Here is a 23,249-nt window from a genome sequence, read left to right as displayed (position 1 = left end):
CGAAGGACGACTGACATGGCCAAGTACACGGCGCGACCGCCGCGGGGCGATCGTCCTCTGCTCGTGCTCGGGATCAGCGGCGTCGTCGTGCTCGAGGGCGAGGCGGCCGTACCGGTCTCGGTGCACCACCTCTCGGCCTGGGGGCGGTGGGTGCGCGATGTGGCGATCCCGGATGCCGCCGCCGCGCGGCTGGCGGAACTGGCCACGCGGTTCGAGATCGTGTGGGCCTCGGAGTGGGGGCACAACGCCCACACCGCGTTCCGGCAGGCGCTCGATCTGCCGGAGGAGCCGTGGCCGTTCCTGCCCGTGCAGTTCGACAAGCTGCGGATGATCCGCGAGTACGCCGGTGCCCTGCCGTGGGCCTGGGTGGACGATCCGGTCGTCGACCTCCACGGTGAGCCGCCGGTGTGCGACGACGGTGTCATCGTGCGCGTGGATCCGACTGTCGGCATCCTCGGCGTCGATCCGGTGGAGCTGCGCGCCCGGGTGGATCGGATCGCGCAGGCGGCGCCCGGCGAGAGGGAAGACGGATGACGGCGGTCACGGGCGATGTGGCGATCGTCGGCGGCCGGGTGGTCACCGGACTCGGGGGCGACATCGACGGCGCCACGGTGCTCGTGCAGGACGGACGCATCACGGCCGTCGGGCGGGAGGTGCGGATCCCGGAGGGCACGACCGTCGTCGACGCCTCCGGTGCGTGGGTGCTCCCCGGTCTCATCGACGCGCACAGCCACATCGGTGCCCACGAGGAGGCCAACGGCCCTGCGGGTTTCGACGGCAGCGAGGTGACGATGCCGAACACCGCGGGCGTGCGTGCGATCGATGCCGTCAACGTCGAGGACATCGCCTTCCGCGACGCGCTCGCCGGAGGGGTGACGGCGGTGGTCGTCAAGCCGGGGTCGGGGAATCCGATCGGCGGACAGAGCGTCGCGATCAAGACCGGAGGAGGGCCTTACGTCGATGACCGCGTGATCCGCGCCGAGGTCAGCGTGAAGTCCGCGCTCGGTGAGAACCCGAAGGAGACGTACGGCAAGCGCTCGCAGCTTCCCGCCACCCGCCTGGGCATCGCGTTCGTGATCCGCCAGGCGCTGGTGGATGCGCAGGACTACGTCGCCCGCCGTGCCAAGGCGGAGACCGACGGCACCCCCTTCGCTCGCGATCTCGGCAAGGAGGCGCTGGCGAAGGCGCTCTCCGGGGAGCTCAGCTGGGATCAGCACGCGCACCGTCACGACGACATCGCCACGGCTCTCCGGCTGGCCGAGGAGTTCGGTCTGCGCCTGGTGCTCAACCACGGCACCGAGGCGCACAAGCTCGCCGATCAGCTGGCGGAGCGCGATGTTCCGGTGATCTTCGGCCCCATCCTGTCGAGTCGTTCGAAGGTCGAGGTGCGCGAGGCCGATCCGGCGCACCTGGCGACGATCGCGGCGGCGGGCGTGCGCATCGCCCTGACCACGGATCACCCCGTCGTCCCGATCGGCCACCTCGCACTCCAGGCCGCTGTCGCGGTGCGGTCAGGGTTGCCGCGCGATGCCGCGATCGCGGCGATGACCTCGTCGGCGGCTGAGATCGTGCGGGTCGACGACCGCGTCGGCGCACTCGAGGTCGGCCGGGACGGCGACGTCGTGATCTGGTCCGGGGATCCGCTGGAGGTGGCATCGACCGTCCGGCGAGTGTTCATCGACGGGCGCGAGGTCTATGCCGCGGAGGCCGGCCGATGGTGACGCCGACGGGGAAGGGGGTGCGGGACGGGATGGCATCGTTGCGCCGGGATGCCGCGGGGATGCAGGCGGAGCTCGCCGCCATCCGCCGCCACCTGCACGCGATCCCCGAGGTCGGGTTCGACCTGCCGCAGACGCAGCGCGTGATCCTGGACGCTCTCGAACCCCTCGGACTCGAGGTGTCGACGGGAAGCGACCTCAGCGCCGTGACAGCCGTGCTGCGCGGTGCCGCCGACGGCCCGTCCGTCCTCCTGCGCGGTGACATGGACGCGCTCGCGATCGCCGAGGAGACCGGGCTGCCGTATGCCTCGACCAACGGCGCGATGCACGCGTGCGGGCACGACCTCCACGTCGCAGGGCTGATCGGAGCTGCGCGTCTGCTCGCGGCGCGACGCGATCACATCGCGGGGTCCGTGGTCTTCATGTTCCAACCCGGGGAGGAGGCCGGCGGCGGCGCGCCACTCATGATCCGCGACGGCGTGCTGGAGGCGGCGGGGCCGCGGGTGGACGCAGCCTACGGCATCCACGTCATGCCCGGAGTGCCCGGGGTCTTCCAGACCAGGGCGGGGGCGCTCATGGGCAGCGCGAACTCGGTCCGCATCCGCATCCGCGGCCAGGGGGGACACGGCTCGCGCCCCTACCAAGCCGTCGATCCGGTGCCTGTGGTCGCGGAGATCGTGCTCGCCCTGCAGACCTGGGTCACCCGCCGATTCGACGTGTTCGACCCGGTCGTGCTCACCGTGACGCAGCTGTTCGCCGGCGAGGTGATCAATGCGATCCCCGACGAGGCCGGACTGGGCGCGACACTGCGCACGGCATCGAACTCCGCGGTGGCGCAGGTGCAACGCGAGCTGCCCGCACTCGTGGAGCGCATCGCGGCGGCGCACGGGTGCACGGCGGAGACCGAGGTGATCGTCGGATACCCGGTCACCGTGAACAGCGACGCGGAAGCCAGGGGAGCGATCGAGACCCTGCGGTCCACGTTCGGTCAGGATCGGGTCGAGGAGCTGCCGACCGCCATCATGGCCTCGGAGGACTTCTCATTCGTGCTCGCCGAGGTGCCAGGTGCCTTCGTGTTCCTCGGGGCGACGCCGGAGGGCATCGACCCCGCGAGCGCGGAGATGAACCACTCGCCGCGCGCGGTGTTCGACGACGGCGTGCTCGGCGATCAGGCCGCGGCGCTGGCGGCTCTGGCGCTCCGCCACGTGGGCGCCGGCTAGGCCGACTCGGCGCGCGCTCGGAGGCGGTTCAGCGCCCGAGCGTGCGGTGGTCGAGCACGGCCTTGCGCCCGGCTTCGACATCGCCGGAGCGGATGGCCTCGATCAGCGCGGTGTGGATGTGCAGGCGCTCGTCCGTGTCAGGGCGGAACCCGGGGACCGAGAGGTCCGTGTCGTCGGCGCCGCCACTGGTCTCGCCCTCGATGTAGTCGACGAGGTTCAGATAGAACGTGCGCAGCACTGCGTTGGGCGAGATCTCGGCGATGCGCCGGTGCAGGCGCCAGTTGCCGTGCAGGCCCTCGACCGGGTCGTGCCAGTGGTCGGCGATCTCGGCCATGAGCGCATCGAGATCCGCGATGTCGGCCTCGGTGCGGTGCACGACCGCGTCGCCCATCACGGCCTCGTCGAGGGCGTCGAGCACCTTGACGACGTCGTGCACGGGGGCGCCGGTCTGGCGCAGGCGCAGCACGCTGTGCGCGAGGCGGATCAGGGGCGACTGGTCGGCGACGAAGATGCCGCCGCCGGGACCGGGGCGCAGGTCGACGGAGCCGCGGGCGCGCAGCACGCGCAGCGCTTCGCCGAGGGTGGCCGGTGCGACGCCGAACTGCTCGCACAGCTCCTGCCGGGTGCCGATGCGGTGGCCGGGGGTGAGTCCCTCGGCCTTGATCATCGCCTCGACCTCGGTGACCACCCTGTCGGCCACGGACTGAGCGGGCGCGACACGCTGGAAGGTGCGCGCTTCTTCCTGGGTGGTGGCCACGGGCGTCCTTCGGTCGAGATCGGGGATGTGGAGCGGATCCCTCACATCCTAGATACCGCGTGACGCTTCAGGGGCGTGACACGAGGCGAAACTGCTATTTGCAGTAATTGAATGTATCTAATACAGTCAATCTCGCAATGCTGCTCACGAGAGGAATCAGATGACCGACCCCACCGGTGGCGATCTGCTCGCAGACTCCCTGATCAACCAGGGCGTTTCGACGATCTTCGGCATTCCGGGCGTTCAGCTCGATGCCGCCGCAGACGCCCTCCAGTCCCGTACCGACCAGGTCGATTTCATCTGCGCACGCAATGAGCAGGCGACCACGTACATGGCCGACGGGTATGCGCGCAGCACGGGAGAGGTCGGCGTCGCGATGGTCGTTCCCGGCCCCGGTGTGCTCAACGCGCTCTCCGGTGTCGCGACCGGCTACTCGGCCAACTCGCCGATGCTGCTGATCGCGGGCCAGATCGACTCGAAGGCCATCGGCCGCGGACTCGGCGCCCTGCACGAGCTGCCGGACCAGACCGGAATCCTGGAGCGCCTGACCAAGTGGACCGGCACCGCCCGTTCCGCCGACGAGATCCCCGGGCTCGTCCGCGAGGCTTTCGTGCAGCTGCGCAGCGGGCGTCCGCGCCCCGTCGCGATCGAGGTGCCGCCGGACGTGCTGGCCGCGACCTCACGGGCCGCTGCTGCCGAGCTCGTCGCCGCGGCCCCCCTGGTGCCGGACGAGCAGCAGATCAGGGCAGCCGCCGCGCTGCTCGCCACCGCGAAGCGCCCGATGATCGTGGTCGGAGGCGGAGTGCTCGCCTCGAACGCCTCGGTCGCGCTGCAGGCGCTCGCCGAAGCCCTCGAGGCTCCGGTGCTGATGACCGAGAACGGACGCGGAGCGCTCGATGCCCGCCACCGCCTCGCGTTCGACTCGCTGGCGCTGCGCGCCTTCCGGGAGGAAGCCGACCTGGTGCTCGCCGTCGGCACCCGCTTCGTGTCGACGTTCGGCACGCAGGTCGACACCAACGGTGCGCCGGTGATCCTGATCAACGCGGAGGAGGCCGACCTCGGCGCTCCCCGTGCGGCGGCCCAGGCGCTGCACGCGGATGCGCGGCTCGCCCTGTCCGCTCTCGCCGCCGAGGTGGGACACGGCTCGCGCGACTCCCGCGAGAGCGAGTTCGCGCGGGTGCGCTCCTGGCTCGCCGAGCAGTTCGACGACATCGCGCCGCAGCGCGAATACCTCTCCACGATCCGTGCGGCGCTGCCCGATGACGGTGTCTTCGTCAGCGAGTTCACGCAGGTCGGCTATGCGGCGAGTGCCTGCTACCCGGCCTACCAGCCGCGCACGTACATCGGCCCCGGCTACCAGGGCACTCTCGGGTACGGTTTCGCCACAGCGCTCGGCGTCAAGGCGGCCGATCCCTCCCGCGCCGTCGTCTCGGTCAACGGTGACGGCGGCTTCTCCTGGACGCTCCAGGAGCTGTCCACGGCCAAGCGCTACGGGCTGGGACTGGTCACGATCGTGTTCCACGACGGCTTCTACGGCAACGTGCGCCGCATCCAGAAGAACCGCTACGGCGCGCGGTACTTCGCCAGCGACCTGACCAACCCGGACTACGGTGTGCTGGCCGAGGCGTTCGGCATCCGCTCCGCCCAGGCGTTCACGCCGCAGGAGCTCGCCGGCGTGCTCGCCGATGCCATCCCCGCGAACGAGCCGATCCTGATCAATGTGCCGGTGGGGGAGTTCCCCTCGCCGTGGCACCTGATCCACGAAGGCGTGCCGCGCCCCGCGCCGCTCGCTCCCGGATCCCACCTGATCCAGCGGGCAGGGGTCTGACATGATCATCGGTCACGACATCGCGGGCATCAGGGAGGACGCCGAGGGGCGCTCCACGATCGATGTCGTCAATCCGGCCGACGGCAGCGTGATCGCCTCCGTCGTCGCAGGCAGCCCCGCGGATGTGGATCGCGCGGTGGCTGCGGCCGCGGACGCGTTCGGCAGCTGGTCCACCACGCCGATGGCGCAGCGGATCGTTCACGTCGAGGCGCTCGCCGAGGGGTTGGCGCGCCACAGGGAACGACTCGCCGCGACATTGAGCGCGGAGATGGGCTCGCCGATCGCGTTCGCGCGTTCCGCTCAGGTGGGGGTCGCGATCGCCGACCTCGCCCGACTCGTCGATGCCGCCCGCGCACACGTCGAGCGGGAATCGGTGTCGAACTCGCTGGTCGTCTCCGAGCCCGTCGGAGTGGTCGCCGCGATCACGCCCTGGAACTTCCCGCTGCACCAGATCATGCTCAAGGTCGGCGCGGCGATCCTCGCCGGCTGCACCGTGGTGCTGAAGCCCAGCGAGGTGGCTCCGCTGAATGCGGCGATCGTGGGCGACATCCTGCGCGAGATCGGGTTGCCGGCCGGTGTGGTCAACATCGTGCACGGAGACGGCGCCGGCGTCGGATCCCCGCTGGTGGCGCATCCCGGCGTCGACATGGTGACCTTCACCGGCTCGCGCGGGGTCGGCGAGAGCGTCGCCCGAGCGGCGGCGGCGACGATCAAGAAGGTCGCGCTGGAGCTCGGCGGCAAATCGGCGGCCATCGTGCTCGATGACGCGCCGCTGGAGGACTCGGTGCGCTCGGTGCTCGCCTCGTGCTTCGCGAACGCCGGCCAGACCTGCGCCGCACAGACCAGAGTGCTGGTCCCCGCGGACATGCTCGACGCCTGGCAGGACGCCGCGATCACGGTCGCGGCGGGCTGGGCTCCCGGCGACCCGGGAGTCGAGGCCACGGCCACGGGTCCTGTGGCCTCGGTGCTGCAGCAGGAGCGCGTGCGCGGGCATATCGCCACCGCCATCGCTGAGGGCGCACGCGTGCTGACCGGAGGCCTCGATATCGTCGAACCGACGGCCGGCGGCGCCTACGTGCAGCCCACGATCTTCACCGATGTGACACCGGAGATGCAGATCTTCCACGAAGAGGTCTTCGGACCGGTGCTCACGATCACTCCCTACGCCACGGTCGATGAGGCTGTCGACCTGGCGAACGACAGCGTGTACGGACTGTCGGGCGGCGTATGGTCGAGCGACCCTCGACGTGCCCTCGACGTGGCTCTGCGCATGCGCACGGGCACCGTCGGCATCAACGGCGCAGGTCTCGACGTGGGTGCCCCTTTCGGGGGCTACAAGCAGTCGGGTATCGGCCGGGAATGCGGCGTGCACGGGTTCGAGGAGTTTCTCGAGCTCAAGTCGGTGATGGGCGCCGCTGCCCTCATCGACGATCTTCGTGATCGGTTACAAACCCGAAACACCGCCGACACGAATCAATAAAGAGCAATTCATAACATTCAATTGGGTTGACCCGCATCGTGCGGAACCCGTGAGAGAGGACACCATGAGACGCAGCATTGTCGCCGCGGCCGCCGTCGGCGTGACGGCCCTCGCCCTGTCCGGCTGCGCCGGAGGAACGGCGGAGCCCGGAGGGGAGGGGGCACAGACGATCAAGATCGCCGTGCAGTCGGACCCCGGAACACTGAACCCCATCACGAACGCGACGAACGCCAGCGAGTCGGTATCCACCTTCGGATACGAGTCGCTCCTGTTCTACCCCACGGGTGAGGAGCCCAAGGGTCTCCTGGCCGAGTCGTGGGAGTCGACCACGACGAGCGTCGAGTTCACCCTCAAGGACGGCATCCTGTGCGTCGACGGCACGCCGCTGACCGCGACGGACGTGAAGTCCACGTTCGAGTACGCCGCGGCGGATGAGACGGGCTCTCCCTACAAGGGCGTGTACTTCCCGGCAGAGGGCCTCACGATCGAGGCCGACGACGACGCCGGCACCGTGACGTTCACGAGTGCGGCGGCGCAGAGCTTCCTCGCCGAGACGATCGGTGCGCTGCCGATCGTCTGCGCCTCCGGGCTCGACGATCCCGCTGTGCTCGACACCGAGTTCCACGGCACCGGCGCCTACGCGCTGGAAGCCTCCTCGCCGGGGCAGAGCTACACCTTCACGCTGCGCGACGACTACACCTGGGGTGTCGATGACATCACCAGCAAGACCGCAGGCCTGCCCGGCACGGTCGAGATCTCGATCATCGAGAGCGACTCGACGGCGGCCAACCTGCTGCAGACCGGTGAAGCCAACATCGCGGAGGTGGGCGGCAGCGAGCGCGATCGCCTCGAATCCACCGAGTTCGCACAGGAGCTCGAGGTGCCGCTGCGTCCCGGTCTGATCTTCTTCAACCAGGCGGAAGGCCGCGTCGGTCACGACCTCGCGGTCCGCCAGGCGCTCGCGCAGGCCGTCGACCGCGAATCGGTCGGCCCCGTGGCCTCTGCCGGACGCGGCGAGCAGATCACGACCCTGGTGTCGGAGTTCGGCGCGGCGTGCACGGCCATGGACAGCTCCGCGGCGATCCCCTCGTACGACGTCGACGCGGCAGCCGCCGCACTCGACGACGCCGGCTGGGTGGAGGGTGCCGACGGCATCCGCGCCAAGGACGGCAAGCCGCTGAGCATCCTGATGCTCTACCCGGCCTCCGAGAGCCAGGGCGTCACCGCCGCCATCGAGCTCCTGCAGACCGAGTTCAAGAAGATCGGTGTGGATGCTGTTCCCACCCCGTCCGCGTCGTACACCGACGTGATCTTCTCCGGCGGCGACTGGGACATCGTCTGGGCGCCGATCTTCACGAGCCTCCCGAGCGACTGGGCCGGCATCCTGGGCGGAGAGTTCCCCCCGAACGGCGGCAACTGGACCTACAACGCCAACCAGGAGTACTTCGACCTGGTCGGTGAGGCGCAGGCGCTCGCCGGCGCCGACTCCTGCGATGCCTGGCAGGCTGCGCAGGACTCCCTGTTCAGCAACCTCGAGGTGCTGCCGGTGTACTCGTCGACGTCGACCTTCTACGGCGCCGGTGCGGAGTTCGGGATGTCCAAGAGCATCCTCGCTCCCACCACGATCCGCGTGACAGAGTGACCGTATGACGTCGCAGATCGTGACGCGGCCGAAGACCGTCGTGGTGGCCACCCCTCGGGGTGGCCGCCACGGCGGCGGACGCTGGGTCCCCTTCCTCCTCCGCCGCATCGGTCGGATGCTCATCGCGATGCTCGTGATCGTGACAGCCGCGTTCGTCGTGCTGCGCGCCGCGGGCGGAGACCCCGTCCGCGCGGCGCTCGGACCGACGGCTCCGGCATCCGTCGTGGCCGAACGCCGGGCACAGCTCGGGCTCGATGATCCGCTCATCGTGCAGTTCTGGAACTACCTGACCGGCATCGTGTTCCACGGCGATCTCGGCGTCTCCCTCATCACCGGACGATCCGTGAACGAGCTGGTGGCGTTCCGGCTCCCCGCCACCGTGCAGCTCGCCGGTATCGCGTTCCTCGTGATCCTTGTCATCGCGATCCCGCTGGGGCTCGCGATCGCGATCCTCACGGCAGGAAACCGACGTCGCCCTGTCGAACTCGCGTTCACATCGATCACGGGCTTCTTCGCCGCGGTCCCCGAGTACCTCATCGGCGTCGCGCTGCTGATGCTCTTCGCCATCACGATCCCGCTGCTCCCCGTGGCGGGCATCAGCGGCCCGCAGTCGTACATCCTCCCGGTGCTCGCGCTCGCACTCGGCGCATCCGCCTCCCTCTCGCGCATCGCCAGGGTCGAGGCGCTCAACGTCCTCAGCGACGACTACATCCGCACCGCCCGCTCCAAGCGGCTCCCCGCGGCCATGATCTACTTCCGGCACGCCCTGCCGAACATGCTCACCGCCACCCTGACGCTCGGCGGCGCCCTCCTCGCGACGATGATCGCCGGCAGCGTGCTGGTCGAGCGGGTCTTCAACTGGCCCGGCATGGGCAGCGCTTTCGTGCAGGCGATCATCACGAAGGACTACGGCATCGTGCAGGGCCTGGCGATCGTCTACGCGGCGATCATCCTGATCGTGAACCTGCTGGTGGATGTGGTCCTGGCACTCCTCGACCGCCGAACGACCATTCTGGAGACCGCATGACCTCCGCTCACCGGCGACGTTCCTGGCTGCTGCAGTCACCGATGGCGCTGATCTCCCTGGCCTTCATCGCGCTCTTCGCGCTCCTCGCCGTGTTCGCCCCGATGCTGTGGGGCACGCAGGCCGAGACCCCCTCTCCCGCCGACCTGCTGCAGCCGCCGAGCGCCGCGCATCCCCTCGGCACCGACGCGCTCGGTCGCGACCTGCTGCTGCGCACGCTGGTCGCCACGCGGCTCTCGCTCGTGATGGCCCTGGCGGCCACCGCGATCGGCGCCGTGGCCGGCCTGATCCTGGGCGCGCTGCCGGTGGTCGCCGGTCCCCGCGTGCAGCGGCTGTTCGGCTCCGTCATCAACACCTGGCTGGCGTTCCCCGTGCTGCTGGTCGCGATGCTCACCGTGATCCTGCTCGGCACCGGGTCGACGACCGCCGTGATCGCGCTCGCGCTCACGATGACCCCCTCGTTCGCGCGTCTCGCCCAGACGCTCTCCTCCCGCGTCGGCGGCTCGGAGTACCTGGCCGCGGCACGCCTGCTCGGGGTGTCGAAGACGCGTCAGTTCACGCGGTACATCCTCCCCAACATCGCCGAGCCCGTGATCGTGAACGTGACGATCTCGATCGGCGGCGGACTGCTCGCTCTGTCGAGCCTCAGCTTCCTCGGCGTCGGTGTGCAGCCGCCCGAGTACGACTGGGGTCGTCTGCTCAGCGAGGGCTTCGAGCAGGTGTACAGCCAGCCGACCGCGATCGTCGGCCCCGGCGTGATGGTCGTGCTCGCCGGCATCATGTTCGGCATGTTCGGTGAGGCCCTGGCCTCCCACATGCGGGGCAGGGGCCGCGCCCGCACGCTCAGCGCCCGTGAGCTCGGCGATCCGGCCCGTGTGGAGGCGGCGGCCGTGATCGAGGAGGCGGCCGACGAGGTCGAGCCGCTGCTCGAGGTCGCAGGACTCAGCGTCTCCTTCCCCGGCGAGCACGGCTGGGTGCGCCCGGTGCAGGACGTGTCGTTCCGGATCGCACCCGGTGAGATCGTCGGTGTGGTCGGCGAATCCGGCAGCGGCAAGAGCGTGACGATGATGGCGATCGCCCAGCTCGCCCCCGCCGGCGCCGCCGTGAGCGCGCAGCGCCTCCGCTTCGCGGGTGAGGAGCTCGCGGGCCTGTCAGGCGAACGCGCCGCCAAGAAGCTCGGCACCCGCGTCGGCGTCGTGTTCCAGGACTCGCTCACGGCGCTCAACCCTGCCCTCCGCGTCGGCACGCAGCTGGCCGAGGTGCCCCGCGTGCACCAGAAGGCGAGCCGGCACGACGCCGATGCCGCCGCGGTCGAGGCGCTCGCCGCGGTGTCGATCACCGACCCCGCCCGTCGTGCCAAGCAGTTCCCGCACGAGTTCTCCGGCGGCATGCGTCAGCGCGCGCTGATCGCGATGTCGCAGATCGGCAAGCCGCGGTTGATCATCGCCGACGAGCCCACCACGGCGCTCGACGTCACGGTGCAGCAGCGCGTGCTCGCCCTGCTCCGGCGCGAGTGCGAGGAGACGGGTGCCGCGGCCATCGTGGTCTCGCACGACATCGCCGTCCTCGCGGAGCTGTGCCAGCGCATCCTGGTGATGTACGGCGGACGCATCGTCGAAGACGTGGACGTGCGTCACCTCGCCCGACCCGAGCGGCTCGCGCACCCCTACACCCGCGCGCTGGCGGAGTCGCTGCCGGATCTCGACACCGACCGCACCGCGCCGCTCGCGACGATCCCCGGTGAGCCGCCGGATCTCTCGGTCCCGGTCGTCGGGTGCGCGTTCGCGCCCCGCTGCGCCTTCGCGACCGAGCTGTGCCGCACGGAGACCCCGCAGCTGGTCGCACACGGCGCCGGTCGTGTGGCGTGCTGGCACCCGCAGGATGTCGGCGTGCACGAGGACGAGTTCGAGAAGGCGGGTGCATGATGGCCGATCTCGTCATCGAGAATCTGGTGGTCACGTTCGGTCGAGGCCACCACGCGGTCAATGCGGTCGACGATGTGTCGCTGACCGTGCCGCACGGCACGACGGTCGGCCTGGTGGGCGAGTCCGGTTCGGGCAAGTCCACGGTGGCGCGCACGGTCGCCGGCCTCCAGAAGCCGACGTCGGGTCGCATCCTGCTGGATGGCAAGGACCTCGCGGTCGGACGCCGAGACCGCAGGGCACATGCGCGTGACGTGCAGATGATCTTCCAGGACCCGTATTCCTCGCTCAACCCGCGGATGTCCGTGGGGGAGACGCTGGATGAGGCTCTGGCCACGCACGGCGGCGGCAACGCACGGGCCCGCGCCGCCGGCGTCAAGGAACTGCTGGAGCTCGTGCGCCTCAAGCCCGGGGTCTCGGAGCTTCACCCCTCGAGTCTGTCCGGCGGCATGCGCCAGCGCGTCGCGATCGCACGGTGCCTCGCGGTCAAGCCGCGCCTCATCATTGCCGACGAGATCACCTCGGCGCTCGACGCGTCGGTGCAGGGTGCGGTGCTGAACCTGATGCGGGATCTGCAAAGGGAGCTCGAGCTCTCGGTGCTGTTCATCACGCACAACCTCGCCGCGGTCCGCTACATCGCCGACACCACCGCGGTGATGCGCAACGGGGAGATCGTGGAGCACGGCGATGCCGATGCGATCGTCTCGAACCCCGTGCACCCGTACACGCAGGCGCTGGTGGCGGCGATCCCGCGTATCCAGAACGCCGGCACGGACAGCCTCCTCCACTCGATCGGATCCTGAATGACCCTGCTCGACGACGCTCGCGGTCTGTTGCCCGAGCTCGTGGCCCTGCGCCGCGCCATCCACGCCGACCCCGAACTCGGCCTCGCACTGCCGCGCACCCAGCAGCGGGTCCTCGATGCCCTGGAGCCCTGGGAGCTGGAGACGCACTGCGGCACCGGGCTGAGCTCGGTCGCGGCGATCGTACGGGGGGCGCACCCCGGCCCCACCGTGCTGCTGCGGGCCGACATGGACGCTCTGCCGCTCACCGAGGACACCGGCCTGGACTATGCCGCGACCGGTGAGCGGATGCACGCCTGCGGGCACGACCTGCACGTCGCCGGGCTGGTCGGCGCCGCGCACCTGCTCGCCGCGCGGCGCGAGGAGCTGCACGGCGACGTGCTGCTGATGTTCCAACCCGCCGAGGAGATCGGCGACGGCGCTCGCCGCATGATCGACGAGGGACTGCTGGATCTCACCGGTTCTCGACCGGTCGCCGCCTTCGGCATCCACGTGGTGCCGGGGGAGTACGGGATCTTCTCCACAAGAGTCGGTGCACTGATGGCCGGGGCGATCGAGGTCGAGGTCACGATCACCGGCCAGGGCGGCCACGCTTCCGCTCCGCACCTCACACGCGACCCGGTTCCGGCCGTGGCCGAGCTCGTCACGGCGCTGCAGGCATTCGTGACGCGGCGCTTCGACGTGTTCGACCCCGTGGTTCTCAGCGTGACCCAGCTGCACGCCGGCGGTCCCGCGCGCAACATCATCTCCGACACCGCGACGTTGGTCGCCTCCGTGCGCGTGCTCTCGCACGAGAGCAGCGCCCGCGTGCAGGCCGAGCTCCCGGTGATCGCCAGGGAGATCGCTGCCGCACACGGCTGCACGGCCGAGGTCGACACGGCCGTGCTGTGCCCGCCCACCGTGAACGACGCGGAGGCGGTCGCCGCCGTGCGCGAGACCCTCACCGGGCTGTTCGGCGAGGACCGCGTGCGCGAGACGCCGAACCCGGTCATGGGTTCGGAGGACTTCTCCTACGTCCTCGAGCAGGTGCCCGGCGCATTCCTGTTCCTGCGGGCGACCCCGGCCGACGTCGACCTCGAGACCGCGGCGCCGAACCACTCGCCGCACGTGGTGTTCGACGACGCGGTGCTGGCGGATCAGGCCGTAGCCCTCGCCGCGTTCGCGCTGGAGCGGCTGCGGGACTGACGGCCTGATCCGCTGGATCCTCAGCGCTGCAGGAAGGCGCGGAGGTCGGCGTTCAGCTGCACCGTGACATCCGGGTCGCTGTACATCATGTGCCCCGCGGCATACCGGTGCGACTCCGTGCGCGCGCGGGGCAGATCCCAGTGCCGCAGCAGGTGGTCGGCGGCGCCCACGGTGGTCAGGGAGTCATACACCCCGGTGCCGATGAACAGCCGGCCGTGCGGCATCTGCTTCATCCACTGCGAGAGCCGGGCGGGGTACGGGTAGGTGTGGAACGGGGACGGACGCCCCATCGAGATGAATCCGGCGCTGCCCTCGTCCTCCCACTGCCAGTCGCGCCCGGCATCCTGGTCGACGATCCGATACGGCCGGTCGGACGAGGTGCCGAACACCTGCGACAGCAGCTGCGCGATCCCCGAGGCATAGCGCGGCGACAGGGCGACGTCCGAGGGATCCAGACCGAGTTCGCCGAACGAGCGGTCGGCGCTCGGCGCCTGGTACCGACTGTCGGTCACCCCGAGGGCGCGGCCGGGGAGGAGCCGTGTCCGGAAGTCCTGCTTGCTGATCCACAGGCGGGCGTCGATCAGCTCCTGGGCGGGGATGCCGATCATCGACGACAGCCGGGCGGCGACGGTCGCGAGTTCGGACGTCGAGAGCTGGTCGCCCTGCAGCATCGCGAGCACCAGCTCGGTGCGGGCGAAATGGAGCGCGGCGTCGATCGCACCGTCGACCGTGGCGTGCTCGCGCGACCCCACGCCGTGGAACCACGCGCTGGCCGCCTTGTAGGGCAGATTCGCGAGTGCCCCGACGATGTTGCCCGGACGGTCCAGCGTCTCCTGGATGTTGACGGCCTGGCCCAGCAGCGAGATGCCGCTCAGCGGCGCGGTGTCCATGCCGTGCGCCGAGGTCGCCAGGAACGCGGCGCGCTGCGTGCCGTAGCTCTCGCCGAGGAAGAACTTCGGCGCATCCCATCGTGCGTGCCGGTTCACCCACTCCGAGATCGCCACCGCGATGGCGTCGGCATCGCCTTCGACCGAGTGGAAGGCAGCGGCGTCGGCGCCGTCATCGATGGTCCCGAAGCCGGTGCCCGGAGCGTCGAGGAAGACGAGATCGGCGACGTCGAGGATCGTGGAGGGGCTCTCCTCGATGCCGTACGGCGGTGCTCCGTCGGTCACCGGGTCGCGGGGGATCCGGGCGCGCCACGGACCGATGCCGCTCAGGTGCAGGTACACCGAGGAGACGCCAGGGCCTCCGTTGGTCAGGAACAGCACCGGACGATCGGACGCGCCGTCCACGACGTAGCTGAACGCCGAGAGGGTGCCCTGTCGTCCGCCATCGGAACGCCGCAGCGGCAGTTCCTCCTGCCGCGCCGTGAATTCCACGGACCCTACGCGGCGCGTGACCTGACGCTCCTCGGTCAGTTCGTTCATCACGCCGGCCTCAGCGCGCGGTGGCGTCGCGGTAGAACGCGTCGAGGTCGCGCTTCATGTGCGTCACGGCCTGCTCGTCGACGAAGGTCATGTGCCCGGACTCGTAGAACGTGAAGCGGATGTTGTCGCGCAGCGCGGGGGCGAGGTACAGGTGAGCGACGTCGAGCTCCGGGCCGAAGAACGGCGTGGCGAGGTCGTAGTACCCGCCCATCACGTAGACCTTGAGGTTCGGGTTGCGGCGGACCGCGGCCGAGAGATCGAGCGAGACGTCGGGAACCAGCTGCGGCGCGTCGATGCCCGGCGCCTTGTGCCTCCAGTCCCAGGCGCGCGAGATCGGCATGTTGTACAGGTGCCGGTAGTGCAGCTCGGTGGTGTAGCCGATGTCGTCGACCAGGTGCGCGCGGTATGTCGACAGGTGGGCGCTGTTCACGCCGGCCGTGGCCGCGTCATCCGTGGCCGGGTCGTGCGATCCGTTGCCCCGCACGTACTGGTGCTCGGCCGTGAAGCGCGTGTCGAAGCGCCCGATCACCCGTCCTTCGTCGGCGAGGAGCGCGTAGCGGTACTGCTCCATGCCGATGCGGAAGTGGTTCTTCTTCAGAGTGTCCGCATCGATGCCGATCAGCGCGCTCATCTGCTCGGCGACCGCGTCCTCGACCTCCGCGGGAAGCAGGTCCCCGCGCAGCAGCGCCGCGGCGAACGGCCCCTGTGCGAACTCGCGGGCCTCGGCGAGGAAGGGCGCCAGCTCGCGGTGCGCGGTGCGCGCCTTGCCGTGGTACCAGGCTGTGGCGGCGAAGGACGGCAGCAGGTTGATGTATTCGCGGGGGCCGCCGATGTTGCTCTCGCCCCAGTTCAGCACGGTCGACAGCAGGACCACGCCGTTGAAGTCCAGTCCCTGGTTCTGCAGACGGTGCACGAGGGCAGCGGCGCGGGTCGTGCCGTAGGACTCGCCGAACAGGAAACGCGGGGCGTTCCAGTTGTTCGTGATGGTCAGCCAGCGCGTGATCGCCTTGGCGAAGGCGTCGACGTCCTGATCCACGCCCCAGACCTCGCCCGGCTTGGTCTCGCCGAGCAGACGTGAGTAGCCGGTGCCGGGCGCGTCGATGAAGACCAGATCCGATTCGGTCAGCAGCGTGTACGGGTTGTCGTCCGAGACATACGGGGCGGGGGGAGTGGCATGCGGGGTGTTCGTGGGGGTGCGCTTCGGGCCGAATCCGCCGATGTTGAGCCAGAGGCTCGCCGATCCGGGGCCGCCGTTGAACAGGAAGGTGACGGGGCGCTCCGGGGCGCCGTCTTCCCGGTCCGCGGTGTACGAGGTGTAGAACACGCTCGCCAGCGGCCGGTGCTCATCATCGCGCACGATGACGGTGCCGGCGCCCGCGGTGTAGTCGAGCGTGCGTCCTCCGGCCGTGAGCTGGTGGCGGCGGGAGGTGAACGTCTCGGAGGCGGGCTGGTCGGCAGGGGTCGGCTCGGTCACGGGGCTCCCTAGAGAATGAATGAGTGAATTGAATATATCTTAATCACTCGCTGGCGTGACGCCCGAGGAAGTTGTACACCTCGTTGTCGTCGACGCCGGGGAAGGCGCCACGGGGGAGCGGCGAGAACATGTGGGTGTGCACGCGGGCGCTCGGCCACGCCTTGCCGCTCCAGCGATCCGCGAGCTCGGTCGAAGGGCGACGGCAGCAGGACTCGTCAGGGCACGTCGACACGGCGCGGTCTCCGGTCTCGCGGCCACGCCACCAGCGGGCGTCGTCGAAGGGCACGCCGACCGTGACCGAGAACTCGCCGTCGCTCGAGGAGCCGGTCTGGGTGGAGCACCAGAACGTGCCGGAAGGGGTGTCCGTGTACTGGTGGTGCTCGGTCGTGCGGTTCTGCTGCGTGAACGCGCCGCGTGCCTGGAACTTCCGGCAGACGCGCTGCCCCTCCACCGCGCCGGTCACATCCATCGGCAACGGCAGATCGTCGTTCTCGTAGACCCTCGTGATCGCGCCGGTGGCGTCCACGCGCAGGAAGTGCAGCGACATGCCCAGGTGCTCGGTGAGCAGGTTCGTCATGCGCATGCCCGCTGCCTCGTGGGTCACCCCGAAGGCATCGCGGAAGTCCTCGACGGCGAGGTTGCGGTCCTTCTTGGCCTGCTGCAGGAATGCGACAGAGGCCGCCTCCGGCATCAGGCACGACGCCGCGAAATAGTTGATCTCCAGGCGCTGCTGCAGGAAGTCCGCGTAATCGGTCGGCGGCGTGTGTCCGAGCAGTCGGTGCGCCATGGCCTGCAGCGCCATCGAGCGCAGGCCATGCCCGCCGGGGATGGACGCGGGCGGCAGGTAGATGCGCCCGTTCTCCAGGTCGGTGACCGACCTGGTCGAGTGGGGGAGGTCGTTGACGTAGATGAGCTCGAAGCCGATCTTCTCGGCCATGATGCTCACGGTGCGGTGCGTGAGCGCCCCCTGCACATGCCCTGCGGTGCGCAGGTGCTTCTCGGCGAGCTTGTCGATGTCGCCCAGGTAGTTGTTCTGCGCCCGCATGCGCAGGCGCAGCTCGGTGTTCGCCCGGCGCGCCTCCTCCGGGGTCGCGATCGCCTCGCGCTCGCGTCGCTGCAGCTCATGGTGCAGACCGAGCAGCGACTCGATCGTCTCGTCGCTCATGCCCTTCGTCACGCGCACCGGGGCGACGCCGAGCTGGCGGAACACCGGGCTCTCCTGCGCGCGCTCCAGTTCGATCTCGAGGGCGGCGCGGCGGTTCGGCGGCTCACCCGAGATCAGGTCGGTGACCTCGGTGCTCGTCGCCTGGGCGATCGCCTGCAGCAGGGACAGCTTCGGCTCGCGCTTGCCGTTCTCGATCAGGCTGAGCTGGGATCCGGCGACGCCGACGAGCGCGCCGAGCTCGTCGAGCGTGTACCCGTTCGCGAGCCGGTGGTGTCGGATGCGGTGGCCGAGGGTCGTGAGGTGGATGCCGGAGGTCGCCATTCCTTGATCATAGCGAAAGAATCACGTTTCTTATCGCCCGATTTGGCCGAAAGAGTCGAACAAGGCAGAAGAAGATGGATGCAACGCCCCACTCATCAAAGGAGCTGTCATGGCCATCGCTGAAGTCTTCGCCCCTCGCACATCCCCCGTCGCCGCTGCGCGTACGTTCGGTGCTGCGCCGAGCTACGACACCCCCGCGATGGCCGAACTGGCCGCCTGGGTCGAAGAGATCCGCGCGCTCACCCAGCCGGACTCCGTGCACTGGGTCGACGGCTCCCGCGCCGAGAACGACTGGCTGCTGCGCGGCCTGGTCGACGAGGGAAAGCTCATCAAGCTCAACCCCGAATGGCGTCCCGGCTCCTACCTCGCCCGTTCGCACCCGAGTGATGTCGCCCGCACCGAAGGCCGCACCTACATCGCCTCCGAGCGCGAAGAAGACGCCGGCCCGACCAACAACTGGGCGGCTCCGGCGGAGATGCACGCCAAGATGACCGAGATCTTCGAGGGCTCGATGCGCGGACGCACGATGTACGTCGTGCCCTTCTCGATGGGCCCGGTCGGCGGTCCGCTCTCGCACATCGGCGTCCAGGTCACCGACAGCGCCTACGCGGTGGCCTCGATCGGCATCATGACGCGTGTGGGTGATGCCGTCACGCGCCGCATCGCCGAAGGCGCTCCGTGGGTCAAGACGGTCCACACGGTCGGCGCGCCGCTCGCGGAGGGCGAGCAGGATGTCGAGTGGCCCTGCAACGACGAGAAGTACATCGTGCACTTCCCCGAGACGCTCGAGGTCTACTCCTCCGGCTCCGGCTACGGCGGCAACGCGATCCTCGCCAAGAAGTGCTTCGCGCTGCGCATCGCCTCGGTGATCGCCCGCGATGAGGGATGGCTCGCCGAGCACATGCTGCTCATCCGTGTGATCGACCCGCAGGGCAAGGCCTACCACGTGGCCGCGGCATTCCCCTCGGCCTGCGGCAAGACGAACCTCGCGATGCTGCGCCCGACGATCCCCGGGTGGAAGGTCGAGACCCTCGGCGACGACATCGCCTGGATCCGTCCGGGCGAGGACGGCCGCATGTGGGCGATCAACCCCGAGGCCGGCTTCTTCGGTGTCGCCCCCGGCACCGGCGAGTCCACCAACGTCACCGCCGTCGAGACCCTGTGGGGCAACACGATCTTCACGAACGTGGCGCTCCGCCCCGACGGCGACGTGTGGTGGGAGGGCCTGACCGATCAGGCGCCCGCGCACCTGATCGACTGGGAGGGCAACGACTGGACGCCCGACTCCGGCCGTCCGGCCGCGCACCCGAACTCGCGCTTCACGGTGGCGGCGGCGCAGTGCCCGCAGATCTCCGAGGACTGGGAGCAGGCCGTGCCGCTCGACGTCATCCTCTTCGGCGGACGCCGTGCCAGCAACGTGCCGCTCGTCGTGGAGGCCACGGACTGGACCCACGGTGTCTTCCTCGGTTCGAACATCTCGTCCGAGCGCACGGCTGCGGCCGAGGGAACGCTCGGCGAGCTGCGCCGCGACCCGTTCGCCATGCTTCCGTTCTGCGGTTACAACATGGCGGACTACTTCGGTCACTGGCTGAAGGTCGGTCGGGGACTCCGGTTCGATCGTGCCCCTCGCATCTTCCAGGTGAACTGGTTCCGCCGGGGTGCTGACGGCCGGTTCCTGTGGCCCGGCTTCGGCGACAACTCGCGCGTCGTGGACTGGATCATCCGCCGCATCGCGGGCGACGTCCCTGCGGTCGACAGCCCGATCGGTCGCCTGCCGCGCCCGGAGGACCTCAACCTCGACGGCCTCGACATCCCCGCCGCTGACCTTGAGGAGCTCTTCCTCGTCGACGCGGAGGCCTGGAAGACCGAGGCCGATCTGACCGAGGAGTTCTACGACACCTTCGGCGACAAGGTGCCGGCCGCTCTGCGTGCCGAGCTCGCGTCGCTGCGCTACCGCCTCGACAAGGCGTAGCCCCAGACTGGCACCGGCTCGGGGGAGCCGGTGCCTCATACCCGCGAAGGCGGGATGTCAGAGACGAACCCATGGCTGAGTGGTCTCCGGCATCCCGCCTTCGCGTTGCCCGAAATCCGCGGAGCGTGCAGATCGCGACGATAGGGTCGGATGATCCGCGCGTCTGCGGTGCTGTCCGGGGGGAACGCGATGCGTCACGGTGCGACGAAGCAGGGTCTGATCGGCGGAGCGGTGCTCGCCGCGCTGTGGTTCGTCTGCGGCTGGGTGCCGCATCTCCTGTATCAGGCAGGCGGGAGCCTGGCGACTCTGGCACGGCTGGTGCCCTCGCCCATGACCCGTGGCGTGTTCGGAAACCCTGTGCTGTGGGCGGTGCTCGTGCAACTGCTGATGGCGGTCGTGCTCGTGGCCGGTTTCGCGGTGCTCGCCGCGCGGTTCTCCGCCGGCCGGGTCAGCTTCGTGGCCGGCTGGCTCACGGCCATCCTGGTCGCGTTCGCGATCGGCGCGGCCCTGGATCTCGGCAACGTCGTCACCGGAGTCGGCGACTTCGGGATCGGCGGCGCCATCAGCAGCATGGGGGCCGCCTCGGAGACGACCTGGTGGGCAGTGGTCGCGGGATGGATCCCGGCGCTCGTGTACGCGCGCTCCGGACCCGCATGGGACGCGGACGTGCCACCTGCGCGTCGCTCGGGCGCGACGACATCGAACCTCGTCGTGGCGCTGATCGCGGCGGTCGCGCTGATCCTCATCCCGGTCGCCTCCCAGGCCGGTGACGACGCGATGCAGGAGCAGCTGCGACAGGAGCAGGCGACGGCAGAGGGGGAGGCCGATCCGAGCGGAGCAGCGGCCCCCGATCCCTCCGCAGACGGGGAGCCGGTACCCACGGCCGGGCCCTCCGATGGCGCGACGGTCGACGGGGCGTGCACCGCGGAGGACACGACGATCATGACGCCGCCGCCGGACGGCGCGACCGGGCATCGGGGTCAGCTGCTGCAGCTCGTGAACGTCGCAGAGGAGCCGTGCATCCTGAACGGCTATCCGGATGTCGCGTACGGCGACCAGAACGGGCATCTGCTCGACGTGAGCGTCGAGCACGGCCGCTCCTTCATGGCGGAGGACCTCGGTCCCTCGTCGATCACCCTGCAGCCGGGGGATTCGGCCACAGCCGTGATCGGATGGGATGCGAACTCGGTCCAGGGGCAGCTCGCGGCGCGCAGCATCTGGGTCGCCGTGACTCCGGGGGAGGAACGGCTGTCCTGGCAGATGCCGCTGGATCTCATCCCCGGCGCGACCGTCCACGTGACGGCATGGCGGCCCGCGGTACCTCCCGCGGGGTGACGGCTCAGGCCAGGAGTTGATGACGGGCGAGATCGCGATACAGCGGCGTCGACTCCACGAGTTCCGCGTGCGTTCCCTGCCCGACCACGGCGCCGTCCTGCAGCACGATGATCAGGTCGCTGTCGACGACGGTCGACAGTCGGTGCGCGATCACCACGAGCGTGCGGTCGGTGGAGACCGCGTCGATCGCCTCGCGCATGCGCTGCTCGTTGACGCCGTCGAGCGATGAGGTCGACTCGTCCAGCAGCAGGATGGGGGCGTCCGTGAGCAGGGCGCGCGCGATCGCGAGCCGCTGGCGCTCTCCTCCCGAGAGCATCACGCCGTCCTCGCCGACAGGTGCCTCGAGTCCGAGCGTGCTGCGCTCCAGCACATCGCCCAGGTTCACGGCGCGCAGCACCTGTTCGCACTCGGCGTCGGAGGCGTCGGGGGCGGCGAGGCGCAGGTTGTCGGCCAGCGTGCCGGCGAGGGTCGGCGCATCCTGCTCGACGTAGCCGAACTGGGCGCGCAGCTCCTCGCGTGTGTAGGTGCGGGAGTCGTGGCCGTACAGACGGATCGAGCCGCCGGTCGGGTCGTAGAAGCGCTCCACGAGCGAGAGGATCGTGCTCTTGCCCGCCCCGCTCGGCCCGACCAGGGCGACGCGGGCACCGCGAGGCACCGCGAACGACACGCCGCGCAGCACCTCGTGCGAGATGACGGGGGCCGCGATGTCGGTGTCGGCACGCTCCAGATGCGCGTCGGCGAGTACCTCCTGCGCCTCCTTCGCTGCCGCGCGTCGTGCGACCACGACGTTCTCCGGGTAGCGGAAGTGCACGTCGCGGAACTCGAGAGCGGGCGACTGCGGGTCCGGCTCTTCGCGGGTCACCGCAGCAGCGATCTTCTCGTCGTCCTGCGTCTCGGTCGGCAGATCCAGGACCTCCTGGATGCGGCCGAGGGCGCCGAGTGCCTGATTCACCGAGGTGATGGCCCCGAAGGTCGAGGCCAGCGGCATCACCAGAAGGAACAGGAACATGATGAACGCGATCAGCGAGGCGATCGTGATGGTTCCGGCCGCGACGCGGAAGCCGCCGACACCCAGCACGACGAGCAGCGAGAGCTGCAGCGCGATCCCGGCGATCGGCACCACGAGGGAGGAGATCTTGGCGATGCGCACGCCGATGCCGTAGGCGTCGGATGCGAGCTGCGAGACGGCGACGGTCTCGCGCTCCGTCGCCCCGGAGGCGCGGATCGTGCGGATCGATCCCACGGCGCGCTCGACGCCGGATGCCAGCTCGCCGACCTTCTCCTGCTGCGCGGTCGAAGCCGTGCGGATGCGTCCGCTCAGCGCCACGACCACCACGACCGAGACGCCGATCACGACCACGATCAGCAGCAGCAGGACCGGGTCGATCACCAGCATCGCGATGAGGGCCCCGAGGAACAGCACGACGTTGCCCACGGCATCCGCGAGACCCTGAGTGAGGACCGCGTAGAGGAGCGTTGTGTCGGTGCCCACACGCGAGACGAGGTCGCCGGTGCGACGGGCATCGAACTCCGAGGTGGGCAGATGCAGGATGCGGGCGATGAGCTTGCGGCGGCTGGAGTACACGACGGCGGTGCCGGTGCGCTGCAGCAGGTAGTGCTGGAAGCCGGAGATGATCGACGACGCGATCACGAAGCCGACGAGGAGCCAGACCAGGATGCCGATGGTCTTCTCCGACTGCACGGCCTCGATGACCTGCCCCACCAGCAGCGGCTGCACGAGCGAGGTCGCCGCTCCCACGATGCTGAGCACGGCGACCACGACCAGCGTGCGCTTGTGCTCGAAGAGGAAGGGGAGGAGCTGGCGGAACGTGGCGCGCGGACCTTCGTGCTGCGCGCCGCGTCCGCGTCGGCGGGGAGTCGCCGTGCGGGACATGGAGGACCTCGTTCTGGAAAAGGGCGTAGTACGACCGTACTTCCTCTCCGTGCCCGCGGTGCCCATCCGCGTACGCCGCGAC

The 23,249-nt window shown here is 69.8% G+C and carries 17 protein-coding genes; 12 read left to right on the top strand and 5 right to left on the bottom strand.

Features of this window, described 5'->3' with window-relative positions; genetic code table 11:
• Positions 1 to 15: 15 nt before the first annotated feature.
• Genes FB560_RS12670 through FB560_RS12660 form a run of 3 tightly spaced genes read left to right on the top strand, consistent with a single transcriptional unit; the run spans position 16 to position 2,938 of the window.
• Entirely contained in the window at positions 16 to 534 is a 519-nt protein-coding gene (locus FB560_RS12670) for a hypothetical protein (RefSeq protein ID WP_141872696.1), read from the top strand.
• A complete protein-coding gene (locus FB560_RS12665; RefSeq protein ID WP_141872695.1) occupies positions 531 to 1,721 on the top strand; it encodes an amidohydrolase in 1,191 nt (396 codons plus the stop codon). The genes FB560_RS12670 and FB560_RS12665 overlap by 4 nt, the downstream gene beginning before the upstream one ends.
• A 29-nt stretch (positions 1,722 to 1,750) precedes the next feature.
• Positions 1,751 to 2,938: a M20 metallopeptidase family protein gene (locus tag FB560_RS12660; protein ID WP_141872694.1), complete on the top strand. Its 1,188-nt coding sequence runs from the start codon at positions 1,751 to 1,753 to the stop codon at positions 2,936 to 2,938.
• A gap of 28 nt (positions 2,939 to 2,966) precedes the next feature.
• Here FB560_RS12660 and FB560_RS12655 read toward each other — a convergent pair whose 3' ends face one another.
• A complete protein-coding gene (locus tag FB560_RS12655; protein ID WP_141872693.1) occupies positions 2,967 to 3,695 on the bottom strand; it encodes a FadR/GntR family transcriptional regulator in 729 nt (242 codons plus the stop codon).
• Between the two features lie 160 nt (positions 3,696 to 3,855).
• Between FB560_RS12655 and FB560_RS12650 the strand changes: the two genes are divergently transcribed.
• The 7 genes from FB560_RS12650 to FB560_RS12620 all read left to right on the top strand — a co-directional run bounded on the left by FB560_RS12650 (position 3,856) and on the right by FB560_RS12620 (position 13,579).
• A complete protein-coding gene (locus FB560_RS12650) occupies positions 3,856 to 5,523 on the top strand; it encodes a thiamine pyrophosphate-dependent enzyme (RefSeq protein WP_141872692.1) in 1,668 nt (555 codons plus the stop codon).
• Between the two features lies 1 nt (position 5,524).
• Positions 5,525 to 7,003: an aldehyde dehydrogenase family protein gene (locus FB560_RS12645; RefSeq protein WP_141872691.1), complete on the top strand. Its 1,479-nt coding sequence runs from the start codon at positions 5,525 to 5,527 to the stop codon at positions 7,001 to 7,003.
• Positions 7,004 to 7,067: 64 nt separating this feature from the next.
• Complete coding sequence (locus FB560_RS12640; protein WP_141872690.1) at positions 7,068 to 8,645, top strand: ABC transporter substrate-binding protein; 1,578 nt, start codon at positions 7,068 to 7,070, stop codon at positions 8,643 to 8,645.
• A 4-nt stretch (positions 8,646 to 8,649) separates the two neighbouring features.
• Positions 8,650 to 9,672 carry an ABC transporter permease gene (locus tag FB560_RS12635; RefSeq protein WP_141872689.1) on the top strand — a complete coding sequence of 341 codons (1,023 nt, stop codon included), beginning with the start codon at positions 8,650 to 8,652 and terminating at the stop codon, positions 9,670 to 9,672.
• Positions 9,669 to 11,594, top strand: coding sequence for a dipeptide/oligopeptide/nickel ABC transporter permease/ATP-binding protein (locus FB560_RS12630; protein WP_141872688.1), 1,926 nt, complete (start codon positions 9,669 to 9,671; stop codon positions 11,592 to 11,594). Before FB560_RS12635 ends, FB560_RS12630 begins: the two co-directional genes overlap by 4 nt.
• Positions 11,591 to 12,394, top strand: a complete 804-nt coding sequence (locus FB560_RS12625; RefSeq protein ID WP_211349964.1) for an ABC transporter ATP-binding protein — start codon at positions 11,591 to 11,593, stop codon at positions 12,392 to 12,394. Before FB560_RS12630 ends, FB560_RS12625 begins: the two co-directional genes overlap by 4 nt.
• Positions 12,395 to 13,579 (top strand): M20 metallopeptidase family protein, encoded by a 1,185-nt coding sequence (locus tag FB560_RS12620; protein ID WP_141872687.1) that lies wholly within the window; start codon positions 12,395 to 12,397, stop codon positions 13,577 to 13,579.
• Between the two features lie 20 nt (positions 13,580 to 13,599).
• On the opposite strand, the gene FB560_RS12615 is transcribed toward FB560_RS12620, so the two are convergent.
• The 3 genes from FB560_RS12615 to FB560_RS12605 are packed head-to-tail and all read right to left on the bottom strand — an operon-like array spanning position 13,600 to position 17,966.
• Positions 13,600 to 15,006, bottom strand: coding sequence for a S10 family serine carboxypeptidase-like protein (locus FB560_RS12615; RefSeq protein ID WP_141872686.1), 1,407 nt, complete (start codon positions 15,004 to 15,006; stop codon positions 13,600 to 13,602).
• A 10-nt stretch (positions 15,007 to 15,016) separates the two neighbouring features.
• Positions 15,017 to 16,480 carry a S10 family peptidase gene (locus tag FB560_RS12610; RefSeq protein ID WP_211349963.1) on the bottom strand — a complete coding sequence of 488 codons (1,464 nt, stop codon included), beginning with the start codon at positions 16,478 to 16,480 and terminating at the stop codon, positions 15,017 to 15,019.
• 43 nt (positions 16,481 to 16,523) lie between these two features.
• A complete protein-coding gene (locus FB560_RS12605) occupies positions 16,524 to 17,966 on the bottom strand; it encodes an XRE family transcriptional regulator (protein ID WP_141872684.1) in 1,443 nt (480 codons plus the stop codon).
• A 109-nt stretch (positions 17,967 to 18,075) separates the two neighbouring features.
• On the opposite strand from FB560_RS12605, the gene FB560_RS12600 reads away from it, so the two are divergent.
• The gene (locus tag FB560_RS12600) at positions 18,076 to 19,938 is read left to right on the top strand and encodes a phosphoenolpyruvate carboxykinase (GTP) (RefSeq protein ID WP_188895103.1); all 1,863 of its coding nucleotides are present in this window, start codon (positions 18,076 to 18,078) and stop codon (positions 19,936 to 19,938) included.
• A 150-nt stretch (positions 19,939 to 20,088) separates the two neighbouring features.
• Positions 20,089 to 21,273 (top strand): DUF4232 domain-containing protein, encoded by a 1,185-nt coding sequence (locus FB560_RS12595; RefSeq protein ID WP_141872683.1) that lies wholly within the window; start codon positions 20,089 to 20,091, stop codon positions 21,271 to 21,273.
• A gap of 4 nt (positions 21,274 to 21,277) precedes the next feature.
• On the opposite strand, the gene FB560_RS12590 is transcribed toward FB560_RS12595, so the two are convergent.
• Positions 21,278 to 23,167 carry an ABC transporter ATP-binding protein gene (locus FB560_RS12590; RefSeq protein WP_141872682.1) on the bottom strand — a complete coding sequence of 630 codons (1,890 nt, stop codon included), beginning with the start codon at positions 23,165 to 23,167 and terminating at the stop codon, positions 21,278 to 21,280.
• Positions 23,168 to 23,249 lie beyond the last annotated feature (82 nt).

This window comes from Microbacterium saperdae (genome assembly GCF_006716345.1).
GTDB lineage: Bacteria > Actinomycetota > Actinomycetes > Actinomycetales > Microbacteriaceae > Microbacterium > Microbacterium saperdae.
This window is presented reverse-complemented; position numbering and strand designations above follow the sequence as displayed.

What these genes read in the sequence shown, in the direction of transcription:
- FB560_RS12670 (WP_141872696.1), top strand. Translation starts at nt 16, where the DNA reads ATGGCCAAGTACACGGCGCGACCGCCGCGGGGCGATCGTCCTCTGCTC.
- FB560_RS12665 (WP_141872695.1), top strand. Translation starts at nt 531, where the DNA reads ATGACGGCGGTCACGGGCGATGTGGCGATCGTCGGCGGCCGGGTGGTC.
- FB560_RS12660 (WP_141872694.1), top strand. Translation starts at nt 1,751, where the DNA reads ATGGCATCGTTGCGCCGGGATGCCGCGGGGATGCAGGCGGAGCTCGCC.
- FB560_RS12650 (WP_141872692.1), top strand. Translation starts at nt 3,856, where the DNA reads ATGACCGACCCCACCGGTGGCGATCTGCTCGCAGACTCCCTGATCAAC.
- FB560_RS12645 (WP_141872691.1), top strand. Translation starts at nt 5,525, where the DNA reads ATGATCATCGGTCACGACATCGCGGGCATCAGGGAGGACGCCGAGGGG.
- FB560_RS12640 (WP_141872690.1), top strand. Translation starts at nt 7,068, where the DNA reads ATGAGACGCAGCATTGTCGCCGCGGCCGCCGTCGGCGTGACGGCCCTC.
- FB560_RS12635 (WP_141872689.1), top strand. Translation starts at nt 8,650, where the DNA reads ATGACGTCGCAGATCGTGACGCGGCCGAAGACCGTCGTGGTGGCCACC.
- FB560_RS12630 (WP_141872688.1), top strand. Translation starts at nt 9,669, where the DNA reads ATGACCTCCGCTCACCGGCGACGTTCCTGGCTGCTGCAGTCACCGATG.
- FB560_RS12625 (WP_211349964.1), top strand. Translation starts at nt 11,591, where the DNA reads ATGATGGCCGATCTCGTCATCGAGAATCTGGTGGTCACGTTCGGTCGA.
- FB560_RS12620 (WP_141872687.1), top strand. Translation starts at nt 12,395, where the DNA reads ATGACCCTGCTCGACGACGCTCGCGGTCTGTTGCCCGAGCTCGTGGCC.
- FB560_RS12615 (WP_141872686.1), bottom strand. Translation starts at nt 15,006, where the DNA reads ATGAACGAACTGACCGAGGAGCGTCAGGTCACGCGCCGCGTAGGGTCC.
- FB560_RS12605 (WP_141872684.1), bottom strand. Translation starts at nt 17,966, where the DNA reads ATGGCGACCTCCGGCATCCACCTCACGACCCTCGGCCACCGCATCCGA.
- FB560_RS12600 (WP_188895103.1), top strand. Translation starts at nt 18,076, where the DNA reads ATGGCCATCGCTGAAGTCTTCGCCCCTCGCACATCCCCCGTCGCCGCT.
- FB560_RS12595 (WP_141872683.1), top strand. Translation starts at nt 20,089, where the DNA reads ATGATCCGCGCGTCTGCGGTGCTGTCCGGGGGGAACGCGATGCGTCAC.
- FB560_RS12590 (WP_141872682.1), bottom strand. Translation starts at nt 23,167, where the DNA reads ATGTCCCGCACGGCGACTCCCCGCCGACGCGGACGCGGCGCGCAGCAC.